This is a genomic window from Streptomyces sp. NPDC002138, assembly GCF_040296485.1.
In the GTDB taxonomy this organism is placed as follows: Bacteria; Actinomycetota; Actinomycetes; order Streptomycetales; family Streptomycetaceae; genus Streptomyces.
Genome location: NZ_JBEOXE010000006.1, coordinates 1 through 23,378, shown reverse-complemented (window position 1 = coordinate 23,378; position 23,378 = coordinate 1). Strand labels below are relative to the sequence as shown.

Below are 23,378 nucleotides of genomic sequence, written 5' to 3'. Positions count from 1 at the left end.
CCATATTCAGCACCCTACGGACTGAATCCCAACATGTCACTAGGTCGGTTTTCCCGAACCGGGCCGGGCCCCGTCACACGTCGGCCGACCGGCCCCTGCGCTCTGGCGGACCGGCCCCTATCTGCCCCGGAAGCGGCGGCGCTCGCCGGATCCCGCGGGCGGTGCGTCGGCGAGCCGCATCACGGCGGTGTCCCGCCCGGCCACCACGGGCTTGGGCAGCCGGGCCGCCTTCGCCTTGTACTGGGCCGCGTCCGCCAGCCGGAACAGCCGCCGCGAGGACTTCACCGGGCCGATGTCGTCACCGGTCGAGGCGACCCCGCAGGCCACCCCCTCTCCCAGCTCCAGCTCGGCGGCCCGCAGGCACAGCTCCTCGGTGACCCGGACCACCTCGTCGGCGGTGGGACCCACGCTCACCAGGCAGAACTCGTCCCCGCCGAGGCGGGCCACGAGCGCGCCCGGCAGCATCGCCCCGCACAGGCTCAGCACCGACCCGAACCGCTCCAGCAGCCGGTCGCCCATGGCGTGCCCGAGGGTGTCGTTGACCGTCTTGAGGCCGTTGAGGTCACACACGACCAGGCTGACCACCGCTCCCTTGGCGCGGTGCTCCTCCAGGGCCTCGTCGAGGCGCATGTCGACGGCCCGGCGGTTGGCGAGGCCGGTCAGGGGGTCGGTGAAGGCGAGGGTGCGGGCCTCTTCGAGGCGCTCGTTCTGGGCGAGTCCGGCGGCGACGACGGCCGCCAGTACGGTCGCGAACTCGGCGTCGTCCTCGTCGAAGTCCGGGAGCCCCTCGTCGCGGGCGACGTACAGCTCGCCCCAGGCGCGGCCGCTGAGCACGATGGGGGCCACGACGCAGGTACCGCGGCCGCGGCGGCGCAGCACCTCGCCGCGGCGGCCGGGGCGGTCGCCGACGGCGCTCTCGACCCAGGCGTGGGGGCAGCCGCCGCCGGCCCAGCGGTCGTGGAGGAACTCGGTGATCTCGGGGAAGTCGTGCACGGGATACGACTCGTCGTCGGGGAACTCCTCCTCGCCGTCGCGGCGCTCGCCCTCGTTGACGAGGACGCGCAGGCGGCCGCGCTCGCGCTCCCACGCGGAGATGGCGGCGAACGAGCCGTCCATCGCCAGCCGGGCTCCGCGGGCGGCCGCGCGCACGCTGTCGCGCGGTAGGTGCGCGGCCGCCATGGCCTGCGCGAGTCCCACTACGGCCCGCAGTCGCGCGTCAACTCCCATCGCCCCAGATTAGGCACATTTGCCCATTTCCGTCCCCACCCGGCCGCGGCACATTCAGCCCAGCCGCGGCAAAACCAGCCCCGCGGGCACATCACGCCCCGCCGGGCACATCAAGCCCCGCCGGCGTGTGAGGCGCGGGGTCTGGGGCGGAGCCCCGGTCGGCAACCCGCGGCGCCGCTTCTCAGGGCTCCGCCCCGAACCCCGCGCCTCAAACGCCGACGAGGCTGGATCTGCCCGAGCCACAGCCCTGGGCGGGCCCGGGCCCCGGGGGCGGGGTCAGGGTCCGGGGGTCAGGGGCGCGCGCCCGGCCAGTTCGGCTTGCGCTTTTCGTTGAACGCCGCCACGCCCTCCGCCCGGTCCGCCGAGAAGGCCACGCCCCACCACGCCGCGTCCTCCACCTCCAGGCCGGCCGCCAGGTCGAGCCCGTTCCCCAGCCGCAGCGCCCGCTTGGCCGTCCGCAGCCCCACCGGGGAGTTGGCCGCCATCCGCCCGGCCAGCTCCAGGGCCGCCTCCCGGTCCGTACCCGCCGGGACCACCGACTCCACCAGGCCCAGCGCCAGCGCCTCCGCCGCCTCCACCCGCCGCGCGGTGAAGATCAACTCGGCCGCCCGCGCCGCCCCGACCCGCCGCGGCAGCAGCTGCGTACCGCCGCCGCCCGGGATCACGCCCACCGACACCTCCGGCAGCCCCACCACCGCGGTCTCGTCGGCCACGATCACATCGCAGGACAGGGCCAGCTCGAAGCCCCCGCCGAGGGCGAACCCGTGCACCGCCGCGATCGTCGGCATCGGGAGGCCGAGCACGCCCCCGTACGCACCGCGCGAGGCGGGCCGCCGGGCGGCCAGCTCGGCATCGGTCAGGGAATTGCGCTCCTTGAGGTCCGCGCCCACGCAAAAGGCCCGCTCGTGCGTGGAGGTCAGGACGACGACCCGGACCCCGGCATCGGCGGCCAGCGCCGCGCACGCGGCCGCCAGCGAGCGCGCCAGGGCGTCCGAGACGGCGTTCATGGCCTTGGGACGGTCCAGGACCAGCTCGGCCACACCGCCGCCGTCCCCGTGGCGCCGTACCGCGATGAACTCCCCGAACCGGACCTCAGCCTCGTCGCCAGTGCCCACAGCGCCCACACCCTCCTGGTTAACGAACGTTACCCAGGGATCTTAGGTGTCCGCCGCGTCAGCAACCAGGGCTCCACGACCCCCAGTCCGCGCACCGGCCGCTGCCACATCGGCTGCAGCGCGAAGCGGTACGTCACCTCGTCCGCGTCGGGGCCCGCCTGCGCCCGCGCCTCGGCCGCCTTCTTCTCCGAGACCGGCGCCGCGCCGCTGCGGCCCAGCTCCTCCGCCATCGCGCCGTCCACGAGCACCGCGTCCTTCGGCGCTATCGACGTCAGCCGCGAGGCCAGGTTCACCGTGGTCCCGAAGACATCGCCCATCCGGGTCGTCACGGTGCCGAAGGCGATGCCCACCCGCAGCTCGGGCATCTGCGGGTCCTCCTCCATCGTCTCGATCAGCCGCAGCGCGATCTCGGCCGCCGTCGCCGCGTCGTCGGCGCAGTACAGCACCTCGTCACCGAGCGTCTTGATCAGCCGCCCGCCGTGCGCGGCCACCAGGTCCGCCGCCGTGGTCTCGAAGGCCTCGACCAGCTCGCCCAGCTCCTCCTCCTCCAGGCGCCGGGTCAGCCGGGTGAAGCCCACCAGGTCCGCGAAGCCCACCGCGAGCCGCCGGTCGACCATCTCCTCGTCGTCGGCGACCTGCACCACCCGTCCGGTGGCCGCCGCCAGCTGGCGCCGCCACACGTAGACGAGGAATTCCTCCAGCTCCGGCAGGAGCAGCTCCACCAGCGGGTACGTGACCTCCGTACGGGTCATCCCCGGCTCCGGCGGCTCCGTCAGCCCCTCCAGGAAGGAGTCGATCTGCCATTCCGCCAGCCGCGCCGTGGTCTGCCCGGTGGAGCGCGCCACCTGGACCGCCATCGGCTCGCTCAGCAGCCCGGCCTCCACCAGACCGGCGAGCCGGCGCAGCGCCAGGACGTCGGCCTCCGTGAGCGCCTTGGCCTGGCCGATGTCCGCGAAGCCCATGGCGCGCCAGAAACGGGACGCCAGCTCCATCGAGACACCGGCGCTCCGGGCCGCCTGGAAGGGCGTGTACCGGCGCTCGGCGCCCAGGATCAGCTGCTCCAGCCGGATGGCGAGGGGGTCCGCCGTCGGCTGGGCCGTGTGGTCGACCTCGTGATGGGGAGTGTGCTGGTCACGCCCGATCGGCGTGCCCGGACCGCTCACCGGCCCGGCACCCTGGGAGCCGGACGCGCTGGACGACGGGTCGTCGACGGTCAAGGGCCGCCTCCTGTCCATTCCGTGCGCACTGCCCTGCCGAACCGGTTGATCACCGGGAGCACCGGGATCGCCTAAACCATACGGCAGGTGTGCCGTAGCTCACTCCCCACTCCGCCCGCTGCCCGGTGAACGCGCCCGCTAGTGGATGGACCGCAGGTGTACGACGTCCCCCGCGCCCACCGCTTCGTGCGCGTCCTCCGCCGTGCGGATCACCAGCCGGCCGTCCGCGTCGACCGCTTCGGCCGTTCCGGTCAGCTGCCGCCCGCCGGGCAGTTCCGCCCGTACGTGCCTGCCCAGCGTCGCGCAGCCCGCCGCGTACGTCTCCTGCAAGCCGCTGGCCGCCGGGTCGCCGCCCGCCGCGCGCCAGCGCTCGTACCACTCCTCCAGGGAGCGCAGTACGGACCTCAGGAGCGGGTCGCGGTCGGTCACGGCGGCCTTGGCGAGCAGCAGCGAACCGGCCGTGGGCACGGGCAGCTCGTCCTCGGTCAGCGAGACGTTCAGCCCGATCCCGACGACCACCCCGTCGCCGGTGCGCTCGGCGAGGATGCCGCCGGCCTTGCGCTCGTCGCCGTCCACGGTGACCAGCAGGTCGTTGGGCCACTTGAGTGCGGTGTCCACCCCGGCCGCCCGGGACAGCCCGGTCGCGGTCGCCACCCCGGCGAGCAGGGTCAGCCACCCCCACCGCTCCTGCGGGACCCTCGGCCCGGGCTTCAGCAGTACGGAGAAGAAGAGCCCGGACCGCGCGGGCGCCGTCCAGCTCCGGTCGAGGCGCCCGCGCCCGGCGGTCTGCTCCTCGGCGACCAGCACGGCCCCCTCGGGCAGCCGCGCGGCCCGTGCGGCGAGGTCGGTATTGGTGGACCCGGTGGCCCCGACCACCTCCAGGGAGGTCCACAGCCCCCCGGGCACCACGAGGGCCCGCTGCAGCGCGGCGACGGACAGGGGGGGCCGGTCCAGGCTGGACCAACGACCGGCGGAAGCTCCGGCTGAGGCATCTGATGGCGTCATGCAACCCACAGTAGGTGTGGCAAACGCCGCACTGCCGAGCGCCATGCCCGCCGATACGCTACGCACCAGTAGCCAGCCAGCAGCCGGCCAGTAGCCAGCAGCAGTGACCCCATTGACCACGGCAGTTGACCACCCAGGGAGCCGCGACCCCGATGTCTCAACCCTCAGAGCCCATCGACATCCACACCACCGCGGGCAAGCTCGCGGATCTGCAGCGCCGGATCGACGAGGCGACCCATGCCGGCTCCGCGCGCGCCGTGGAAAAGCAGCACGCCAAGGGCAAGCTGACGGCTCGTGAGCGCGTGGCGCTGCTGCTGGACGAGGGTTCGTTCGTCGAGCTCGACGGCTTCGCCCGGCACCGGTCGACGAACTTCGGCCTGGAGCAGACCAAGCCCTACGGCGACGGCGTGGTGACCGGCTACGGCACGGTCGACGGGCGTCCCGTCGCCGTGTTCTCGCAGGACTTCACCGTCTTCGGCGGGGCCCTCGGCGAGGTCTACGGCCAGAAGATCATGAAGGTCATGGACTTCGCCCTGAAGACCGGCTGCCCGCTGGTCGGCATCAACGACTCGGGCGGCGCCCGGATCCAGGAGGGCGTCAGCGCGCTGGGCATGTACGGCGAGATCTTCCGCCGCAACGTGCACGCCTCCGGGGTGATCCCGCAGATCAGCCTGGTCGTCGGCCCCTGTGCGGGCGGCGCCGTGTACTCCCCCGCGATCACCGACTTCACGGTGATGGTGGACCAGACCTCGCACATGTTCATCACCGGCCCGGACGTCATCAAGACGGTCACCGGCGAGGACGTCGGCTTCGAGGAGCTGGGCGGCGCCCGCACGCACAACAGCGTCTCTGGCGTGGCGCACCACATGGCCGGGGACGAGAAGGACGCGATCGAGTACGTGAAGTCGCTCCTCGCCTACCTGCCCTCGAACAACCTCTCCGAGCCGCCCGCCTTCCCCGAGGAGGCGGACCTGGAGATCTCGGCCGCGGACCTCGACCTGGACACGCTGATCCCGGACAGCGCCAACCAGCCGTACGACATGCACACCGTGATCGAGCACGTCCTGGACGAGGGCGAGTTCCTGGAGACCCAGAGCCTGTTCGCGCCGAACATCCTCACGGGCTTCGGGCGCGTCGAGGGCCACCCGGTGGGCATCGTGGCGAACCAGCCGATGCAGTTCGCCGGCTGCCTCGACATCGACGCCAGCGAGAAGGCGGCCCGGTTCGTGCGGACCTGCGACGCCTTCAACGTGCCCGTGCTGACGTTCGTCGACGTCCCGGGCTTCCTGCCGGGCACGGACCAGGAGTACAACGGAATCATCCGGCGCGGCGCGAAGCTGATCTACGCCTACGCCGAGGCCACCGTCCCGCTCATCACCGTGATCACCCGCAAGGCCTTCGGCGGCGCCTACGACGTCATGGGCTCCAAGCACCTCGGCGCGGACCTGAACCTGGCGTGGCCGACCGCGCAGATCGCCGTCATGGGCGCGCAGGGGGCGGTGAACATCCTGCACCGGCGGACGATCGCGGCCGCCGAGGATCAGGAGGCCACCCGTGCGCAGCTGATCGCCGACTACGAGGACACCCTGCTCAACCCGTACACGGCCGCCGAGCGCGGTTACATCGACGCGGTGACCATGCCCTCGGAGACCCGGGCGCACATCGTGAAGGGGCTGCGGCAGCTGCGCACCAAGCGCGAGTCGCTGCCGCCGAAGAAGCACGGCAACATTCCCCTGTAGGACCCCGGACCGGACCCTGGAGGTCTCTGTGGTGATCAAGGTGGTCAAGGGCAATCCGACCCCCGAGGAGCTGGCCGCCGCACTGGCGGTGGTCCAAGCGCGCGCGGCGGCGCTGGCAGCGGCGGCGCCGGGCGCACCCGTGGTCGAGGACGAGTGGGCGGCACCCTCGCGGGTGGCCCGGCGGCGGCTGCCGCAGCCGGGACCGCGCGCCTGGGGGCGTACGTACTGGCCCTCCTGAACCGGAGCCCGGCCGAGGACGGCGTGAGCCGAAGATGGCGTGCGCCGAAGATGGCGTGAACGGACGGTGGCGCCTGAGTACCCGTACTCAGGCGCCACCGGCGTCCGCGGAGCACGATCGTGCAATGCTCTGGTCCGATCCGAAGAACGAGCCGCCGAAGGACATGCGCGAGGCGCAGTCGATGCTCCGCCGCATGAGCGTGGTCCTGGCGTTGGCCATGGTGGTGGTCGTGTACGTCCTCGGGGTGCACGGCCTGCGCTGAGCGGGCGCCGAGCGCTCCGCCCGCGCGGGGGCCCCGGGGGTCCCTACGATGGCCCCCATGACCGTCACGCCCGCGCAGCCGCGCGCCCTCGTCCTGGCCTCCGCCTCGCCCGCCCGCCTGAACCTGCTGCGCCAGGCCGGCCTCGCCCCGCACGTGATCGTCAGCGGGGTGGACGAGGACGCGCTGGTCGCGGACTCGCCCGCCGAGCTGGCGCTCGTCCTGGCCGAGGCGAAGGCCGCCGTCGTGGCCGCCCTGCCCGAGGCCGCGGGAGCACTGGTGATCGGCTGCGACTCCGTGCTGGAGCTGGACGGGGAGGCGCTGGGCAAGCCCGCCGACGCCGAGGAGGCCACGGCCCGCTGGAAGTCGATGCGCGGCCGGGCGGGCGTCCTGCGCACCGGACACTGCGTGATCGACACCGCGAGCGGCCGTCAGGTCTCGGCCACGGCGTCCACGACGGTCCGCTTCGGCGAGCCGACGGACGCGGAGGTCGCGGCGTACGTGGCGAGCGGCGAGCCGCTGCACGTGGCCGGGGCGTTCACCCTGGACGGGCGCTCGGCGCCCTTCATCGAGGGCATCGACGGGGACCCGGGCAATGTGATCGGGCTGTCGCTGCCGCTGCTGCGCTCGCTGCTGGCTGAACTGGGCGTGTCGATCACGGACTTGTGGACGTGATCTTCATCTCCCCGGTGACCTTGGCGTAGAGCGTCAGGGTCAGGACCAGCAGGCAGAAGATCAGCATCGTGGCCGCGAAGGCGCCCCAGCCGACCAGTGCGGCGGCGAGGGCGCCGAGCACGATGTGGGTGACGGCCGTGATGACGAACAGCACCCGGGCGAAGCGGCCCGGCGGCCGGTCGCGGATCGCGGTGACGGCCAGCAACACGGCCCCCACCAGCAGGAACGTCCCCATGCCCGCGCCCATGGCGTACGTGGCCGTGGACATGACGTCAGGATCCATGCCCGCTATGGACATGGCCTGGTTGTGCGTGGTCGCGCCCAGCACGAGGTGCACGAGCACCAGCACCGCCGCTTCCACCACAAGCACGATCGCGGCCACCGAGGCCACGAGTCTGCGCAGCACGGCGCCCCCACCCGATCCGCATGCGTCCACAAAAGCGTTCGACTCCTGGAGGCTACTAACGGGTAAACCAGCGGACAAGGGGTCGGGACGGCTTCGTTACGGGCAAAGAAAGCCGGGCCCGTTGGTAGGGAGTCCACAAAGAAACCCGGCGACCCGCTGACCCCAAACGCAGAGACCTTGGACACACGGCACGGCTAGGGTGCACTCGGGGATCCCGCTGACCTGGGGCGCCACAAGGGGTGTCGACACTCGAGGGAGCCTCGAATAACGCTCCGTGTGGGCAAGCTCACCTCTGGGGACGGGTCGAAAGGCCGTGTCGGCTGTCCCTAAACTCAGCTTGTTTTCAAGGAGGGAGTCATCGTGCGCAAGGTGCTCATCGCCAACCGTGGCGAAATCGCTGTCCGCGTTGCTCGGGCTTGCCGGGACGCCGGGATCGCCAGCGTTTCCGTGTACGCCGATCCGGACCGGGACGCTCTGCATGTCCGCGCGGCCGACGAGGCTTTCGCTCTGGGCGGTGACACCCCGGCCGCCAGCTACCTGGACATCGCGAAGGTCCTCCAGGCGGCAGCCGATTCCGGAGCGGACGCCATCCACCCCGGATACGGCTTCCTGTCGGAGAACGCCGAGTTCGCCCAGGCCGTCATCGACGCGGGCCTGACCTGGATCGGCCCGCCCCCGCAGGCCATCCGTGACCTGGGTGACAAGGTCGCCGCCCGGCACATCGCGCTGCGCGCCGGGGCCCCGCTCGTCGCGGGCACCCCCGACCCCGTCTCCGGCAGCGACGAAGTCGTCGCGTTCGCCGAGGAGCACGGGCTGCCCATCGCGATCAAGGCCGCCTTCGGCGGCGGCGGACGCGGCCTGAAGGTCGCCCGCACCCTCGAGGAGATCCCCGAGCTCTACGACTCGGCGGTCCGCGAGGCCGTCGCGGCGTTCGGGCGCGGCGAGTGCTTCGTCGAGCAGTACCTCGACAAGCCCCGCCACGTGGAAACCCAGTGCCTGGCCGACTCCCACGGCAACGTGGTCGTCGTCTCCACCCGTGACTGCTCGCTGCAGCGCCGCCACCAGAAGCTGGTCGAGGAGGCCCCCGCCCCGTTCCTGAGCGAGGACCAGAACGCGCAGCTGTACGCGGCGTCGAAGGCGATCCTCAAGGAAGCCGGCTACGTCGGCGCGGGCACCGTGGAGTTCCTGGTCTCCGCCGACGGCCTGATCTCCTTCCTGGAGGTCAACACCCGTCTGCAGGTCGAGCACCCGGTCACCGAGGAGGTCGCCGGCATCGACCTGGTCCGGGAGATGTTCCGGATCGCCGACGGCGAGGAGCTCGGGTACGGCGACCCGGTCCTGCGCGGGCACTCCTTCGAGTTCCGCATCAACGGCGAGGACCCGGGCCGTGGCTTCCTGCCCGCCCCCGGCACCGTCACCAAGTTCGCCCCGCCCTCCGGCCCGGGCGTGCGCCTCGACGCGGGCGTGGAGTCCGGCAGTGTCATCGGCCCGGCCTGGGACTCGCTCCTGGCCAAGCTGATCGTCACCGGCGCCACCCGTGAGCAGGCCCTGCAGCGCGCGGCGCGTGCGCTCGCGGAGTTCGAGATCGAGGGCATGGCCACCGCCGTCCCCTTCCACCGCGCGGTCGTGGTGGACCCGGCGTTCGCTCCGGCCGACGGCAGCCCGTTCACGGTCCACACCCGGTGGATCGAGACCGAGTTCGTCAACGAGATCCCCGCGTTCGTGGCCCCCGCGGCCGACGAGGACCAGGACGAGCCGGGCCGTGAGACCGTCGTGGTCGAGGTCGGCGGCAAGCGCCTGGAGGTCTCGCTGCCCTCCAGCCTGGGCATGACCCTGGCCCGCACCGCGGCCGCCGGGGGCGCCAAGCCCAAGCGGCGCGTCGCCAAGAAGTCCGGTCCCGCCGCTTCCGGTGACACCCTCGCGTCCCCGATGCAGGGCACCATCGTCAAGGTCGCCGTCGAAGAGGGCCAGCAGGTCAACGAGGGCGACCTGGTCGTCGTACTCGAGGCCATGAAGATGGAACAGCCCCTCAACGCGCACCGCTCCGGCACCATCGTCGGACTCGCCGCCGAGGTCGGCGGCTCGGTCACCTCGGGTGCCACCATCTGCGAAATCAAGGACTGACCTCGGGGACCGCTGCCTGACGCACACCGCAGCGCAGCACATCGCGCCGACGGGGCCGGATCACTCCGGCCCCGTCGGCGTTCCCACGCGTTCACGCGCCCTAGCGGCGGCGCATGTCCGCGACCCTGGCGCGCTCTCCCGCCTGCTGCTCCAGCATCCCCGAAGGGGCGCTGCGCAGCTGTGCGGTGGGGCCGCCACGGCGTTGTACGGGCAGCGGGGAGTCCCGGCGCGGGCGCCGTCCCTGCATGCCTTCGGCGGTTCCGGGAGCGGTGGCCCCCGCGACCGTGATCTGTACGCCCTGGTCGGCCAGCGCCTGCAACTCGGTGGCGGCACGGTCGTCGTGCGCCTGCGGCTCGTCCGTCACCAGCCGGGTGATGACGTCCGTGGGCACCGTCTGGAACATGGTGTCCGTGCCGAGCTTGGTGTGGTCGGCCAGGACCACGACCTCGGCGGCCGCCTGGACGAGCGCCCGGTCCACGCTCGCGGAGAGCATGTTGGACGTGGACAGCCCGCGTTCGGCCGTCAGACCGCTGCCGGACAGGAACGCCCGGGAGACGCGCAGCCCTTGGAGGGACTGCTCGGCCCCGCTGCCGACCAGCGCGTAGTTGGACCCGCGCAGGGTGCCGCCGGTCATCACGACCTCGACGCGGTTGGCGTGTGCCAGTGCCTGGGCGACGAGCAGCGAATTGGTGACGACGGTCAGACCGGGCACCCGGGCGAGCCGGCGGGCCAGCTCCTGGGTCGTGGTGCCCGCGCCGACGACGATGGCTTCGCCCTCTTCGACGAGGCTCGCCGCGACATCGGCGATGGCGGTCTTCTCCGCCGTCGCGAGATGGGACTTTTGCGGAAAGCCGGACTCCCGCGTGAAACCGCCCGGCAAGACCGCACCGCCGTGCCGGCGGTCGAGGAGTCCTTCTGCCTCCAGTGCCCGCACGTCCCGCCGTACGGTCACTTCGGAGGTCTGGACGACGCGGGCGAGCTCACGGAGCGATACCGCTCCGTTGGCGCGCACCATTTCGAGGATCAATTGACGACGTTCTGCAGCGAACACGAAACTGACAGTAACGCAACCAGTCCGTTCCTTTCAGTCCCCGGCACCGAAATGCAGAAGATGAGAACAGATCGGGCACTGGTGTGATATGCGCGCTTCCGGCACAACCGGTGGGAACCGGAAGCCCCGGAAGCGCAGCGGCACTTACGCCTCTCCGGCGGCCTTGCGGGTGTGCAGCTGGCGGGCCACCTCGGCGATCGACCCCGACAGCGAGGGGTACACGGTGAACGCGTTTGCGATCTGCTCGACCGTCAGGTTGTTGTCGACGGCGATCGAGATGGGGTGGATCAGCTCGCTCGCGCGCGGGGCGACGACGACACCGCCCACCACGATGCCGGTGCCGGGACGGCAGAAGAGCTTCACGAAGCCGTCGCGGATGCCCTGCATCTTGGCGCGCGGGTTGCGCAGCAGCGGCAGCTTCACGCAGCGGGCGTCGATCTTGCCCGAGTCGACGTCGGCCTGGGTGTAGCCGACGGTGGCGATCTCGGGGTCGGTGAAGACGTTCGAGGAGACCGTCTTGAGGTTCAGCGGGGTGACCGCGTCGCCGAGGAAGTGGTACATCGCGATCCGGCCCTGCATGGCCGCGACGGACGCCAGGGCGAAGATCCCGGTGACGTCACCGGCGGCGTACACGCCCGGGGAGGAGGTCCGCGAGACCTTGTCGGTCCAGATGTGCCCGGACTCGGTGAGCCGGACCCCGGACTCCTCCAGGTTCATGTTCCCGGTGTTGGGGATCGCGCCGACCGCCATCAGGCAGTGCGTACCGGTGATGACCCGGCCGTCGGAGAGCGTGACCTCGACCCGGTCGCCGACGCGCTTGGCGGACTCGGCGCGGGAGCGGCCGACGACGTTCATGCCGCGGCGGCGGAAGACGTCCTCGAGGACGGCCGCCGCGTCCGGGTCCTCGCCGGGCAGCACGCGGTCGCGGGAGGAGACGAGGGTGACCCGGGAGCCGAGGGCCTGGTAGGCGCCGGCGAACTCGGCGCCGGTGACGCCGGAGCCGACCACGATCAGTTCCTCGGGCAGCTCCTCCAGGTCGTAGACCTGGGTCCAGTTCAGGATCCGCTCGCCGTCGGGCATCGCGTCCGGGATCTCGCGCGGGTGGCCGCCGGTGGCGATCAGGACGGCGTCGGCGGTCAGGATCGTCTCGGTGCCGTCCGCGGCCGTCACGATGACGTCACGGGTGCCGTCGATGCCCTGGGGGCCGCCGAGCTTGCCGCGGCCGCGCAGCACGCGGGCGCCGGCCCGGGTGACGGAGGCGGTGATGTCGTGGGACTGGGCCAGCGCGAGGCGCTTGACCCGTCGGTTGACCTTGCCGAGGTCCACGCCGACCACCCGGGCCGCCTGTTCCAGCGGCGGGGTGTCGTCGGCGACGACGATGCCCAGCTCCTCGTACGACGAGTCGAAGGTGGTCATCACCTCGGCCGTGGCGATCAGGGTCTTGGAGGGCACGCAGTCGGTCAGGACCGACGCCCCGCCCAGACCGTCGCAGTCCACGACGGTCACCTCCGCGCCGAGCTGGGCCCCCACCAGGGCCGCCTCATAGCCGCCGGGGCCGCCGCCGATGATCACGATCCGGGTCACGAAAAGTCCGCCTCACGTCTACCCGGCCGGCTGCCGCCCCGGCCGGGGTTCCGGGGGGTCTCCCCGGGGGATGCATTCCGTCCCCCATTGTCCCGCACGCTTCAAGGTGCTTCGCGCCCGGTCCCGCCATCCGGGCAAGCGTCCACCGCCGTCCCTCCCGTACCCTCGACCTCATGTCGCTCTACGCCGCGTACGCCGGCAACCTCGACCCGCGGCTGATGACGCGCCGCGCTCCGCATTCCCCGCTGCGCGGAACGGGGTGGCTGAACGACTGGCGGCTGACGTTCGGCGGGGAACAGATGGGCTGGGAAGGCGCGCTCGCCACGATCGTGGAAGCGCCCCGCCACCAGGTCTTCGTCGCCCTCTACGACGTCGCGCCGCTGGACGAGGAGTCCATGGACCGGTGGGAGGGTGTCGGGCTCGACATCTACCGCCGGATGCGCGTGCGGGTGCACACGCTGGACGGCGAGGAAGCCGCCTGGGTGTACGTCCTGAACGGGTACGAGGGCGGCCTGCCCTCGGCGCGGTACCTCGGGGAACTGGCCGACGCCGCCGAATCCGCGGGCGCGCCGCACGATTATGTGATGGAACTGCGCAAGCGTCCCTGCTGACCCCGGGCCCCCGGGCCCCCGGGCCCCGCTCCCCCGGCCCCGGTCCGCGGGGCCCGGCGCCCCCACCGGGACAATTGGTCGGAAACGACAAAGCAACGATCCGAACACCGTGAGCTGTGCCATCTACGCGCGTAGGGGCAGAGCGGTTACGCTCGTCCGCGTGAACGCATCTGTTACCGATCCCCACGCCGCCGCCGCCGACGCCGCGGCCGCGCGTCTGCGTGAGCTCACCGGCGCCGAGACCCACGACGTCGCCCTCGTGATGGGCTCCGGCTGGGCGCCCGCCGCCGAGGCGCTGGGCGCTCCCGAGGCCGAGTTCCCCGTGACCGAACTCCCGGGCTTCCCCCCGCCCGCCGTCGAAGGACACGGCGGCAAGATCCGCTCGTACAAGATCGGCGACAAGCGCGCGCTGCTCTTCCTCGGCCGGACCCACTACTACGAGGGCCGCGGCGTCGCCGCCGTCGCGCACGGCGTCCGTACCGCCGTCGCCGCCGGCTGCAAGACCATCGTCCTCACCAACGGCTGCGGCGGCCTGCGCCCGGGCATGCGCCCCGGCCAGCCGGTCCTGATCAGCGACCACCTCAACCTGACGGCCACCTCGCCCATCATCGGCGCGAACTTCGTGGACCTGACCGACCTGTACTCGCCGCGCCTGCGCGCGATGTGCAAGGAGATCGACCCGTCGCTGGAAGAGGGCGTCTACGTCCAGTTCCCCGGCCCGCACTACGAGACCCCGGCCGAGATCAACATGATCCGCGTCATGGGCGCGGACCTGGTCGGCATGTCCACCGTGCTGGAGGCCATCGCCGCCCGTGAGGCCGGCGCCGAGGTGCTGGGCATCTCCCTGGTCACCAACCTGGCGGCGGGCCTGTCCGGCGAGCCGCTCAACCACGAAGAGGTCCTGCAGGCCGGCCGTGACTCGGCCGCGCGCATGGGCCAGCTGCTCACCCAGGTCCTCGCCCGGATCTGAGCCACCCGGAGCACCCCGGAGACCCGGCATCCGGGCATCCGGGCGTCCCGGCCACCGTACGAGAGGTAAGGCGGAAGCAGTGCAGGAACAGGACGACCTGATCGCCCGGGCGCAGGCCTGGCTCGCGGAGGACCCGGACCCGGAGACCGCCGACGAGCTGGCCCAGCTCATCGAGAAGCGGGATCTGGACGAGCTGGCGGACCGGTTCTCCGGTCTCCTCCAGTTCGGCACCGCCGGACTCCGCGGCGAGCTGGGCGCGGGCCCGATGCGGATGAACCGCAACGTGGTCATCCGCGCCGCGGCGGGCCTCGCGGCCTACCTGAAGGCGCAGGGACACGCGGGCGGCCTGGTGGTCGTCGGCTACGACGCGCGCTACAAGTCGGCGGACTTCGCGCGGGACACCGCGGCCGTGATGACCGGCGCCGGGCTGCGCGCTGCCGTCCTGCCCCGCCCGCTGCCGACGCCGGTCCTCGCGTACGCCATAAGGCACCTGGGCGCCGTCGCCGGCGTCGAGGTGACCGCGAGCCACAACCCTCCCCGGGACAACGGCTACAAGGTCTACCTCGGCGACGGCTCGCAGATCGTGTCGCCCGCGGACGCGGAGATCGCGGCGCAGATCGACGCGATCGGTGCGCTGGCCGAGGTACCGCGTCCGGAGAGCGGCTGGGAGGACCTCGGTGACGAGGTCCTGGAGGCCTATCTGGCGCGTACGGACGCCGTGCTGACCCCCGGGTCGCCCCGGACCGTGCGGACCGTTTACACGGCCATGCACGGCGTCGGCAAGGACGTCGTGATGGCGGCCTTCGCCCGGCACGGCTTCCCGGCGCCGGTGCTCGTCGCCGAGCAGGCCGAGCCGGACCCGGCGTTCCCGACGGTGGCCTTCCCCAACCCGGAGGAGCCGGGGGCGATGGACCTGTCGTTCGCGACCGCCGCCCGGGTGAACCCGGACATCGTGATCGCGAACGACCCGGACGCGGACCGCTGCGCCGTGGCCGTCCCGGACGCCGCCTCGGCGTCGGGCTGGCGAATGCTGCGCGGCGACGAGGTGGGCGCGCTGCTGGCGGCGCACCTGGTGTCCAAGGGCGCGCGGGGCGTATTCGCCGAGTCGATCGTCTCCTCCAGCCTGCTGGGCCGGATCGCGGAGGCGGCCGGCGTCGGCTACGAGGAGACCCTGACGGGCTTCAAGTGGATCTCCCGCGTCGAGGGCCTGCGCTACGGCTACGAGGAGGCGCTCGGCTACTGCGTGGACCCCGAGGGGGTCCGCGACAAGGACGGCGTGAGCGCCGCCCTGCTGGTGGCCGAGCTGGCGTCCGTACTCAAGGACCAGGGCCGCACGCTGACCGACCTGCTGGACGACCTGGCGCTGGCCCACGGCCTGCACGCCACCGACCAGCTGTCGGTGCGGGTGGAGGACCTGTCGGTCATCGCCTCGGCGATGGCGGCGCTGCGCGCGCACCCGCCGGTCTCGCTGGCGGGCCTTCGGGTGGTCTCGGCGGAGGACCTGAACGAGGGCACGGCGTCGCTGCCGCCCACGGACGGCCTGCGCTACTACCTGGACGGCGCCTACAAGGCCCGCGTCATCGTCCGGCCCTCCGGCACCGAGCCCAAGCTCAAGTGCTACCTGGAGGTCGTGGTCCCGGTCGCGGACGCCGCGGACCTGCCCCCGGCCCGCACCCGCGGCCAGGACGTCCTGGACGCGATCAAGAAGGACCTGGCCGAGGCGGCGGGCATTTAGCCCCCGCCCCACCGGACACGAAGGCCCCCCGAGTCCCGGGGGGCCTTCGGCGTGTTGTTGCGGCAGCAGAGACCGGGCCGACACCGAACGCTGCGCCCCGCACCACAGGCACTCACACAGGGGGTACCGGCCCGGGTCCGAAAGGATCGCCACCGGGTCGCCCTCACGCACCTCGGACGCGCGCCCCCAGGTCCGACCCGTATCCCTGGACACCCGCACGGTCATCAGCACGCGCGGTTCACAGCCGCCCACGCCCCGGATCACTCCGCTACCGCGGCGGCCGTCGCGGCGTCCGGGATGGCGCCCGGCGGACGCGGCCGCCGCGAACGCAGGTGCCGCCCGGCGACCCTGTGGCCCGCTGCTCGACCACCCGAACTACCGGGTAGACGTCTTCCTCGACCGGCTGGACCGGCATGCCACCGAACCCGGATCGGCCCCTGCGACCGCTGGTGGAAGCGCATGACCGTACCGGTCACGGCCCGCTTCACAGCCCGGGACACCGTCGCCGTCGAGGAGATCGGCGTCATCCCCGCATGGCGCGGCACCGGGCTCGCCCGCCGGACCTCCGGAGCGCGTCAAGCCGCGTCGCCCACGGCGGGGCCCGGGCCCGGACACCCTCGCACGGCTCCGCCCGCCCGCGTGATCATTAAGGTTCCGTCATGACCACACGGGACGACTTGCTCATCGATCTGATCAACCGCACGGAGATGGAGGGGGAAGGCCCGCGCATCACCGTCGTCGCGCAAGGTGTGGTGATAACCGGTCGCATCGCGGCCCACCGGCGCTGGGCGACGGACCTCGCCGGACGTCTCGGCGACGCGGAGCTGCCCGACGAGCGGTTCGCCGAGGACTTCGCCCGGGAAGCCGGGGAGACCCCCGACTACCCTCCGGCCTTCCTCCATCTCCGGGGCTGCCAGCTCATCTCCGGCACCAGCAGCCTTCCCGCCGCACTGGGCGAGTTCTTCAAGGTGCCGCTCGCCATGATCAGTGCGTGGAGCGTGCGGTGATGGGGGCCTGGAACCCTGTCCGCCCCGCGGCGGCGGCCCTGGGTGTGGCAGCGGTTCCTCAGGACTGCACGGTGGCCTGGTTCATGGAGTCGATCGCGGCCTTGATGTTGTCCTCGTACAGGCCCAGCTTCGGGTTCAGCACCCGGGCGTTGGAGCCGAGGGGGAAGTTCTGCGTGTCGGCGTTGGGCATGTCGGCGTGGGCCAGGACGTTCAACTCGTAGCCCTGGGTGGCGTTCGGGGCCTTGCCGCTGGGGTCGAGGTCGATGACCGCGTAGGCGGTCTTCCCGGCGTGGAGCGCGTATGCGGGCGGGCCGCCGAGGCCACCGGGGATCAGGGGCTTGACGTCGTAGGTGTGATCCGCGGCGTTCGGGCTGCCCATGCTGACCAGCGGGTAGTAGGAGAGGCCGCAGGAGTTCACGCCGAGGTTGCGCACCTCGATCACCCGCTGGCTGGACGTCGCCGACTGGCGGACCACCCGCACCGACAGCCCGTTCTTGGAGCAGGCGTGGGTGTATGCGTAGCTGTCGCTGTTGGCGTTGGCGTTGGTCGCCGAGCCGCCGCTGCGGGGCGCCGACGCCGGGGTGGACGGCGCGGAGACGTGAACGGTGGAGGCCTTCGGGGCGGTGGAGGCCGACGCGGCGGCGGATGCGGCCGGGGCCGCGGGGGAGGCCGAGGACATGCCGGCGCAGCCGATGAGTGCGGTGGAGCCGAGGGCCAGGGCGGCGCACGAGAGCAGGGTGCGGGTACGGGTGCGGGTACGGGTCATGGACATGGGGCTTCCTCCGTCGGGTGGTTCACACGGGGCCTGGAGTCCGGTCGGCTGTGGGGCGACCGGCTGGCCTGGCCAACTCTGCGGCCCGTTTCGTCCCAGTCGCCGCTCCTGCCGGGAAATAGGAACCCTGGAACGGTTCCCACTACTCTCACCTGGGGAAACGGCCGCGCCTGGAACGGCGTTACGGGACGAGGGTGGGGCGGAATGGGTACGGAGACCGAGCGGTTCGCGGAGCTCATGAGCGAGCTGAAGGAACGTTCCGGGCGGAGTTACGGCACCCTCGCCAAGCGGCTGCGCTCCAGCAACTCGACCCTGCACCGCTACTGCAACGGGCAGACGGTGCCCTCGGACTACGCGCCCGTGGAGCGGTTCGCCAGGGTCTGCGGAGCGTCCGCCGACGAGTTGGTGGCTCTGCACCGCCAGTGGATCGTGGCCCTGGCCGAACGCCGCCGGGAGTCGGCGGTCGGCGGTGCGCCCGCCCGGAACCCGGCCCGTACGGAGGATCCGCGCAAGGTCACCGACGCTCCGGTCACCGACGAAGCCGCGCCCGTCCCGGCCCTGGCGCCGGAACCCCCGTTGGCCTTGCCGGACGTGACGGATCTGAGGGACCAGGACGGCGCCTCCGCCACGCCGGAGGCGGACCCCGCCCGCGTACCCGCCGGGCCCGGCGGTCGGGGCCGTCGGCCGGTCGCGCTCGCGGTGGGCGTCGTCGTGGCTCTGGCGGCCGGCACGACCGTGGCCGTGGCGACGCTCGGCGGCGGCGCACACCCCACCGAGCCCTCCGGCGCACGGCAGGGAACGGCCTCGGCGAAGGCCGGGCAGTCCCGCTCCGCGGGGGCGGCCCCCGGCACCGTCACCTCCCTGTCGCCGTCGCCCTCGGGCACCCCCGGCACCCCCGCCCCCGGTGCCACACCGCCCTCCGCGGCCCCCGGGCAGGACGGCGGCCGCGCCCAGGCTTCCGGCGCGCCGTCGTCCGGTCCCGCCGCCCTTCCCTTCACCGTCAACGTGCTGGCCAACAACTGGGGCAGCCCCTGCGGCCAGTGGTTCGCCCTGGATCAGGAGCCGGGCAAGGTCCCGCCGCCCCCGGCCCGGGGCGCCACCGACGGCTGGGCGTCCGCGCTGCACGCCGTACCCGCCGGTCACCTGCGGATGGAGGTGACCGTGCAGGGCACCGGCAGCACCCCCGTCGTCCTGAACGCGCTGTACGTCCACACCGTCGACAGCGGCAAGGCTCCCGCGTGGAACGGTTACACCATGGGCGCGGGCTGCGGCGGCGAGCTGGCGCCCGCCTCGTTCGCCATCGACCTCGACGACGCCTCACCCCATCCCCGGCCGGTCCCCGGCCTGGAGGGCGAGCGGCGGACGTCGACCACCGACTTCCCGTACAAGGTGTCCGCCACCGACCCCCAGGTGCTCGACATCGACGCCGCCACGCTCAGCCATGACGTCCGCTGGTATCTGGAGCTGGCCTGGACCAGCGACGGTCGGCAGGGCACCATGACGATCGACGACCACGGCCGCCCGTTCCGGACCACGGCGCTCAACACCGGCCGAAGCTACTGGTACGACGCCGGCCCCAACGCCTGGGTGCCGACGGGACCTGAGTGAGCACGGACCTCGTCAGCCGGGAGTCGCCCCCGGCACCGGGCTCGGCGAGCGCCCCGGGCCGGCGCTCGGTCTGACCACGTCGCCCAGGGTCGGGATCGACTCCGGGCGGGCGCGGACCGCGTCCGTGCACTCCCAGGTGCGCGGCGGGTCCGCGTCCGGGCCGCCCAGGATGACCGGGCCCGTGCCCAGGCCCACCGCTTCGCTGCCCGCCAGGGTGCAGATGATCTGCGCCAGGGCGATCGGCGGCATGTCCTCGGGCTTGCGGCTCAGGCGCAGCGTGCCCTTGGGGTCGCCGGGCCGCGACGGCCCGGCCGAGAGGCCCTGCTTCACCCCTGTACTGAACCCCGCGTCCGCCTCCTGGGCCGACGGCGCCCGCTCCAGCGCATCCAGCAGTGCCTGCGCGACCAGCACCAGCGGCTCGCCGGCCGTCCGCTTCTCCGGCAGTGGAACCACCCGCTCCACGCCCGCCAGCTGCGATCCGCACACCAGTTGCACCGTGGTCCGGAACCCCTGGGCGTCCGTGCCCGACGGGGCGGGCGTGTCGCAGGACACCCGCGAGGGCGCCGCACCGACGTCCACCGGGACCGTCGTGGCCCGGATCCCGCAGCCGACCGTGCCGGCCAGCAGCCCGGCGCCGGCCGCGACGAAGAGCAGCCCGTTGCGCATGCGCCTCATTCGCCTCATCCGCCTCATTCGCCCGCACCTCCTCCCAGGTCCACCGGCAGCCGGAGCGTGAACACCGCGCCGCCTCCGTCCCCATTGGCGGCGGTGATCTCCCCGCCCTGGATGTGCGCGTTCTCCACCGCGATGGACAGCCCCAGCCCGCTGCCGTCCGACCGCGGCCGGGAGGCGCTCGCCTTGTAGAACCGGTCGAAGACGTGCGGCAGCACCTCCTCCGGGATGCCGGGCCCGTTGTCCTTCACCTCGATGACCAGCCACGGCACGCCCTCGTCGGGGTCCGCGTCCGGCTCCCGGCCGGCCTCCGGGACGGGCTCGGACACCCGTACGGAGACCCGGACCGGCGAGCCGCCGTGCTTGAGGGCGTTGCCGATGAGGTTCGCGAGGATCACGTCGAGGCGGCGCGGGTCGAGGCGGACCATGAGGCCGCGCTCGGCGTCCAGTTCCACCGCGTCCAGCCAGGCCCGCGCGTCGATGCAGGCCGTGACCTGGTCGGCGACGTCGACGTCGTCCAGCACCAGCCGGGCCGTCCCGGCGTCGAAGCGGGTGACCTCCATCAGGTTCTCGACCAGCTCGTTGAGCCGCCGGGTCTCGCTCACGACCAGCCCGACCGCCGGTGCGATCATCGGATCGAGCGTGTCGGCTTCCTCTTCCAGTACCTCGGCCACCGCCGTCAACGCCGTCAGCGGAGTGCGCAGTTCATGGGACATGTCGGCGACGAAACGCCGGCTCGACTCCTCCCGCGCGCTCATGTCCGCGACCTTCTTCTCCAGCGCCTCGGCCGTCTTGTTGAACGTGTGCGACAGATCGGCCAGTTCGTCGGTGCCGGACACCTCCAGCCGCGTGTCCAGCTCGCCCTCGCCGAGCTTGCGCGCCGCGTCCCCGAGCCGCTGCACGGGCTTGAGCACGGTGCGCGCCGCCGCCTGCGCGAGCAGCGCCGAGCCCAGCAGGGCGAGCCCCGTCGCGATGCACAGCGACCAGGCCAGCGCGTTGAGGTCGTCCCGCTCCTGGGCGAGCGACTTGTACATGTACCCGGTCGGGCCGCCGCCCACGATCCGCGTCCCGCCGACCAGGTACGGGTTCCCGTGGGGCTTCGTCCGCTGCCAGTACATGTGGTAGTCGGCGTTGTTGGCCGAGGTCGTCTTCTGCCGGTCGTTCACCGCCTGCTGGAGGGACTTCGGTACGTCGCCCAGCCCGAAGGAGTCGGGCCCCGCGACCCCGAACACCCGGCGCCCGTCCTTGCCCTCGCGCACCAGCAGCACGCTGTAGCCGGGGCTGCTGCCCGCCATCAGCTCGGCGGTGCGCTGCAGCTCCTCCTGCGAGGGGTCGGCCGGGAGCGCCGCCGCACGGTTCTGCATCTCCTGGCGGAAGTCGCCGAGGGCCGCGTCCTGGGTACGCGTGAGGACCGCCTCGCGGTTGAGCCAGTACGCGATGCCCGACGCCGAGACCGCCGCCGTCAGCGCGACGAGCGCGAAGACCAGGAGCAGCCGCAGCCGCAGACTGGTCCAGCGCCTGCCCCCGAGCAGCGTCCCCGCCGCCTCACGGATCACTGTGGGGAGTCCAGGCGGTAGCCGACGCCGCGCACGGTACGGATGAGCGTCGGCGAGGAGGGGATCTCCTCCACCTTGGCGCGCAGCCGCTGGACGCACGCGTCGACCAGACGCGAGTCGCCGAGGTAGTCGTGCTCCCAGACCAGGCGCAGCAGCTGCTGGCGCGAGAGCGCCTGCCCGGGCCGCCGGCTCAGCTCCAGGAGCAGCCGCAGCTCGGTGGGCGTGAGCTGGAGGTCCTCGCCGTTCTTGGTCACGGTCATCGCGGCGCGGTCGATCACGAGCGAGCCGAAGACCGCCGAATCGGTGGCCTCCCGCTCGCCCCGGCGCAGCACGGCCCGGATCCGGGCGTCGAGCACCCGGCCCTGGACGGGTTTGACGACGTAGTCGTCGGCCCCCGACTCCAGGCCGACGACGACATCGATGTCGTCGTTGCGCGCGGTCAGCAGGATGATCGGCAGCTGGTCGGTGCGCCGGATCCGCCGGCACACCTCGAAACCGTCGATCCCGGGCAGCATCACGTCGAGCACGATCAGGTCCGGCCGCTGCTCACGCAGCAGTTTCAGGCCGTCCTCACCCGTCGCCGCGGTGGCCACACGGTGGCCCTGGCGTGACAGGGAGAGTTCGAGGGCCGTGCGGATGGCGTCGTCGTCCTCGATCAGCAACAGGAAAGGCACGGGCTCATTCTGTCCCATCGACCGTCGGGCGTACGACCGTCGTGCGCCGAACTCCGGCCGGGAGGGCGTCCACAGGTGGCTGTGACAGGCCTGTGACAGTCGACGGACACCCCGGTTATCTGCCCGGGGCAGTCTTCTACCAACGCACAAGACGCAGAACCGAAGCAGACACACTCCACGACGGGGGGCGCGAGATGAACACGCTGTACGGCACCACGACCAGCGCGGTCGTCACGCGGCTGCACGATGTGAACCGACGGGCGGGTGTCCGTCAGGTCACCGTCGCCCGGCAGCGCCCGGCACACACGGTAGCCATCGACGCACAGACCTACTCCGCCCCCTCCGTGGCCCGCCCGGCCGCTCCCGCCCCGTCGGCGGCGGCCGAAGCCGAGTTCACGGCGTACGTCGAACAGCGGCGGGCATCGCTCTACGCGACCGCCTTCCACCTCACCGGTGACCGCCACGAGGCGGAGGACCTGCTCCAGAGCGCGCTGTTCTCCACCTACCGCGCCTGGGACCGGATCAGCGACAAGGCGGCCGTCGGCGGCTACCTGCGCCGCACCATGACCAACCTGCACATCAGCGCCTGGCGCCGCCGGAAGCTGAACGAGTACCCGACCGAGGAACTGCCGGAGACGGCCTCCGACACGGACGCGATGCGCGGCACGGAGCTGCGCGCGGTCCTGTGGCAGGCCCTGACCCGCCTCCCGGAGCCGCAGCGCACGATGCTCGTGCTGCGCTACTACGAGGGCCGCACGGACCCGGAGATCGCCGAGATCCTGGACATCAGCGTCGGCACGGTCAAGTCGAGCATCTGGCGCTCGCTGCGCCGCCTGCGCGAGGACGAGGCCCTGAGCTTCGGCGCGGACGAGGCGGAGTCGTTCGAGGAGCTGGTGGCGTAACGCCACGGAGACCACACGGCCGGGGGGACCGTCCTACGGGGGTGGGACGGCGGCCACGGAGGGGGAGCGAGCGGGATCAGGCGGCCGGGGGTCCGCGTGGTCCCGCTCGTTTTTTGCCGTGCGCCGCCGGGCGCGGCGACGTGACCCATGGTGCCGATGTTGAGGTGCGGCTTGGTCCGCACGAAGGCCGTCTTGGCCATGACTGTTTCCCGTATTTCCCGTGTTTTCCGG

22 protein-coding genes are annotated in these 23,378 nt (G+C 72.5%); 11 read left to right on the top strand and 11 right to left on the bottom strand.

Annotation, left to right across the window (positions count from 1 at the left end):
* Nucleotides 1-117: 117 nt before the first annotated feature.
* The 4 genes from ABT084_RS05340 to ABT084_RS05325 all read right to left on the bottom strand — a co-directional run bounded on the left by ABT084_RS05340 (nt 118) and on the right by ABT084_RS05325 (nt 4,564).
* Nucleotides 118-1,227 (bottom strand): GGDEF domain-containing protein, encoded by a 1,110-nt coding sequence (locus ABT084_RS05340; protein WP_351038338.1) that lies wholly within the window; start codon nt 1,225-1,227, stop codon nt 118-120.
* A 290-nt stretch (nt 1,228-1,517) separates the two neighbouring features.
* On the bottom strand, nt 1,518-2,342 hold the full coding sequence (locus ABT084_RS05335; protein ID WP_351038337.1) for an enoyl-CoA hydratase/isomerase family protein: 825 nt from the start codon (nt 2,340-2,342) through the stop codon (nt 1,518-1,520).
* 29 nt (nt 2,343-2,371) lie between these two features.
* Nucleotides 2,372-3,559: an adenylate/guanylate cyclase domain-containing protein gene (locus ABT084_RS05330; protein WP_351038336.1), complete on the bottom strand. Its 1,188-nt coding sequence runs from the start codon at nt 3,557-3,559 to the stop codon at nt 2,372-2,374.
* Nucleotides 3,560-3,697: 138 nt separating this feature from the next.
* Nucleotides 3,698-4,564 carry a biotin--[acetyl-CoA-carboxylase] ligase gene (locus ABT084_RS05325; protein ID WP_351038335.1) on the bottom strand — a complete coding sequence of 289 codons (867 nt, stop codon included), beginning with the start codon at nt 4,562-4,564 and terminating at the stop codon, nt 3,698-3,700.
* Between the two features lie 152 nt (nt 4,565-4,716).
* On the opposite strand from ABT084_RS05325, the gene ABT084_RS05320 reads away from it, so the two are divergent.
* From ABT084_RS05320 to ABT084_RS05305, 4 genes are all read left to right on the top strand, one after another.
* The gene (locus ABT084_RS05320; protein WP_351038334.1) at nt 4,717-6,303 is read left to right on the top strand and encodes an acyl-CoA carboxylase subunit beta; all 1,587 of its coding nucleotides are present in this window, start codon (nt 4,717-4,719) and stop codon (nt 6,301-6,303) included.
* Between the two features lie 28 nt (nt 6,304-6,331).
* Nucleotides 6,332-6,541, top strand: a complete 210-nt coding sequence (locus ABT084_RS05315; protein ID WP_351038333.1) for an acyl-CoA carboxylase epsilon subunit — start codon at nt 6,332-6,334, stop codon at nt 6,539-6,541.
* A 124-nt stretch (nt 6,542-6,665) separates the two neighbouring features.
* Nucleotides 6,666-6,803 (top strand): morphogenic membrane protein MmpB, encoded by a 138-nt coding sequence (mmpB, locus tag ABT084_RS05310; protein WP_351038332.1) that lies wholly within the window; start codon nt 6,666-6,668, stop codon nt 6,801-6,803.
* A 57-nt stretch (nt 6,804-6,860) separates the two neighbouring features.
* On the top strand, nt 6,861-7,475 hold the full coding sequence (locus tag ABT084_RS05305) for a nucleoside triphosphate pyrophosphatase (RefSeq protein ID WP_502968837.1): 615 nt from the start codon (nt 6,861-6,863) through the stop codon (nt 7,473-7,475).
* On the opposite strand, the gene ABT084_RS05300 is transcribed toward ABT084_RS05305, so the two are convergent.
* Nucleotides 7,456-7,881: a hypothetical protein gene (locus tag ABT084_RS05300; protein ID WP_351038330.1), complete on the bottom strand. Its 426-nt coding sequence runs from the start codon at nt 7,879-7,881 to the stop codon at nt 7,456-7,458. The two genes, ABT084_RS05305 and ABT084_RS05300, sit on opposite strands and share 20 nt — an antisense overlap.
* 360 nt (nt 7,882-8,241) lie before the next feature.
* Here ABT084_RS05300 and ABT084_RS05295 point away from each other — a divergent pair, with 360 nt between their 5' ends.
* Complete coding sequence (locus tag ABT084_RS05295) at nt 8,242-10,005, top strand: acetyl/propionyl/methylcrotonyl-CoA carboxylase subunit alpha (RefSeq protein WP_351038329.1); 1,764 nt, start codon at nt 8,242-8,244, stop codon at nt 10,003-10,005.
* 100 nt (nt 10,006-10,105) lie between these two features.
* Here ABT084_RS05295 and ABT084_RS05290 read toward each other — a convergent pair whose 3' ends face one another.
* Nucleotides 10,106-11,056 (bottom strand): DeoR/GlpR family DNA-binding transcription regulator, encoded by a 951-nt coding sequence (locus ABT084_RS05290; RefSeq protein WP_351038328.1) that lies wholly within the window; start codon nt 11,054-11,056, stop codon nt 10,106-10,108.
* A 144-nt stretch (nt 11,057-11,200) separates the two neighbouring features.
* Nucleotides 11,201-12,640, bottom strand: coding sequence for an NAD(P)H-quinone dehydrogenase (locus ABT084_RS05285; protein WP_351038327.1), 1,440 nt, complete (start codon nt 12,638-12,640; stop codon nt 11,201-11,203).
* Nucleotides 12,641-12,813: 173 nt separating this feature from the next.
* Here ABT084_RS05285 and ABT084_RS05280 point away from each other — a divergent pair, with 173 nt between their 5' ends.
* The 4 genes from ABT084_RS05280 to ABT084_RS05265 all read left to right on the top strand — a co-directional run bounded on the left by ABT084_RS05280 (nt 12,814) and on the right by ABT084_RS05265 (nt 16,963).
* Nucleotides 12,814-13,251: a gamma-glutamylcyclotransferase family protein gene (locus tag ABT084_RS05280; protein WP_283460507.1), complete on the top strand. Its 438-nt coding sequence runs from the start codon at nt 12,814-12,816 to the stop codon at nt 13,249-13,251.
* 160 nt (nt 13,252-13,411) lie between these two features.
* Nucleotides 13,412-14,221: a purine-nucleoside phosphorylase gene (locus tag ABT084_RS05275; protein ID WP_351038326.1), complete on the top strand. Its 810-nt coding sequence runs from the start codon at nt 13,412-13,414 to the stop codon at nt 14,219-14,221.
* A 79-nt stretch (nt 14,222-14,300) separates the two neighbouring features.
* Nucleotides 14,301-15,956: a phospho-sugar mutase gene (locus ABT084_RS05270; protein ID WP_351038325.1), complete on the top strand. Its 1,656-nt coding sequence runs from the start codon at nt 14,301-14,303 to the stop codon at nt 15,954-15,956.
* Nucleotides 15,957-16,615: 659 nt separating this feature from the next.
* Entirely contained in the window at nt 16,616-16,963 is a 348-nt protein-coding gene (locus ABT084_RS05265) for a GvpU-like protein (RefSeq protein WP_351038324.1), read from the top strand.
* Between the two features lie 58 nt (nt 16,964-17,021).
* Here the strand turns inward: ABT084_RS05265 and ABT084_RS05260 are convergent, their stop codons facing one another.
* Nucleotides 17,022-17,735, bottom strand: a complete 714-nt coding sequence (locus tag ABT084_RS05260) for a DUF4232 domain-containing protein (RefSeq protein ID WP_351038323.1) — start codon at nt 17,733-17,735, stop codon at nt 17,022-17,024.
* Between the two features lie 204 nt (nt 17,736-17,939).
* Between ABT084_RS05260 and ABT084_RS05255 the strand changes: the two genes are divergently transcribed.
* Nucleotides 17,940-19,343, top strand: coding sequence for a helix-turn-helix domain-containing protein (locus tag ABT084_RS05255; RefSeq protein WP_351038322.1), 1,404 nt, complete (start codon nt 17,940-17,942; stop codon nt 19,341-19,343).
* A gap of 12 nt (nt 19,344-19,355) precedes the next feature.
* On the opposite strand, the gene ABT084_RS05250 is transcribed toward ABT084_RS05255, so the two are convergent.
* The 3 genes from ABT084_RS05250 to afsQ1 are packed head-to-tail and all read right to left on the bottom strand — an operon-like array spanning nt 19,356 to nt 22,245.
* On the bottom strand, nt 19,356-20,009 hold the full coding sequence (locus ABT084_RS05250; RefSeq protein WP_351038321.1) for a hypothetical protein: 654 nt from the start codon (nt 20,007-20,009) through the stop codon (nt 19,356-19,358).
* A 23-nt stretch (nt 20,010-20,032) separates the two neighbouring features.
* Nucleotides 20,033-21,571 carry a HAMP domain-containing sensor histidine kinase gene (locus tag ABT084_RS05245; protein ID WP_351038320.1) on the bottom strand — a complete coding sequence of 513 codons (1,539 nt, stop codon included), beginning with the start codon at nt 21,569-21,571 and terminating at the stop codon, nt 20,033-20,035.
* Entirely contained in the window at nt 21,568-22,245 is a 678-nt protein-coding gene (gene afsQ1 / locus ABT084_RS05240; RefSeq protein WP_283460500.1) for a two-component system response regulator AfsQ1, read from the bottom strand. Before afsQ1 ends, ABT084_RS05245 begins: the two co-directional genes overlap by 4 nt.
* A gap of 194 nt (nt 22,246-22,439) precedes the next feature.
* Between afsQ1 and ABT084_RS05235 the strand changes: the two genes are divergently transcribed.
* Nucleotides 22,440-23,147 (top strand): SigE family RNA polymerase sigma factor, encoded by a 708-nt coding sequence (locus ABT084_RS05235; protein ID WP_351038319.1) that lies wholly within the window; start codon nt 22,440-22,442, stop codon nt 23,145-23,147.
* Nucleotides 23,148-23,378: the final 231 nt, after the last annotated feature.

Excerpts from the sequence above, each read along its gene's own strand:
- ABT084_RS05340 (WP_351038338.1), bottom strand. The coding sequence starts at position 1,227 with ATGGGAGTTGACGCGCGACTGCGGGCCGTAGTGGGACTCGCGCAGGCC.
- ABT084_RS05325 (WP_351038335.1), bottom strand. The coding sequence starts at position 4,564 with ATGACGCCATCAGATGCCTCAGCCGGAGCTTCCGCCGGTCGTTGGTCC.
- ABT084_RS05320 (WP_351038334.1), top strand. The coding sequence starts at position 4,717 with ATGTCTCAACCCTCAGAGCCCATCGACATCCACACCACCGCGGGCAAG.
- mmpB (WP_351038332.1), top strand. The coding sequence starts at position 6,666 with ATGCTCTGGTCCGATCCGAAGAACGAGCCGCCGAAGGACATGCGCGAG.
- ABT084_RS05305 (WP_502968837.1), top strand. The coding sequence starts at position 6,861 with ATGACCGTCACGCCCGCGCAGCCGCGCGCCCTCGTCCTGGCCTCCGCC.
- ABT084_RS05280 (WP_283460507.1), top strand. The coding sequence starts at position 12,814 with ATGTCGCTCTACGCCGCGTACGCCGGCAACCTCGACCCGCGGCTGATG.
- ABT084_RS05265 (WP_351038324.1), top strand. The coding sequence starts at position 16,616 with ATGACCACACGGGACGACTTGCTCATCGATCTGATCAACCGCACGGAG.
- ABT084_RS05260 (WP_351038323.1), bottom strand. The coding sequence starts at position 17,735 with ATGTCCATGACCCGTACCCGCACCCGTACCCGCACCCTGCTCTCGTGC.
- ABT084_RS05255 (WP_351038322.1), top strand. The coding sequence starts at position 17,940 with ATGGGTACGGAGACCGAGCGGTTCGCGGAGCTCATGAGCGAGCTGAAG.
- ABT084_RS05250 (WP_351038321.1), bottom strand. The coding sequence starts at position 20,009 with ATGCGCAACGGGCTGCTCTTCGTCGCGGCCGGCGCCGGGCTGCTGGCC.
- ABT084_RS05235 (WP_351038319.1), top strand. The coding sequence starts at position 22,440 with ATGAACACGCTGTACGGCACCACGACCAGCGCGGTCGTCACGCGGCTG.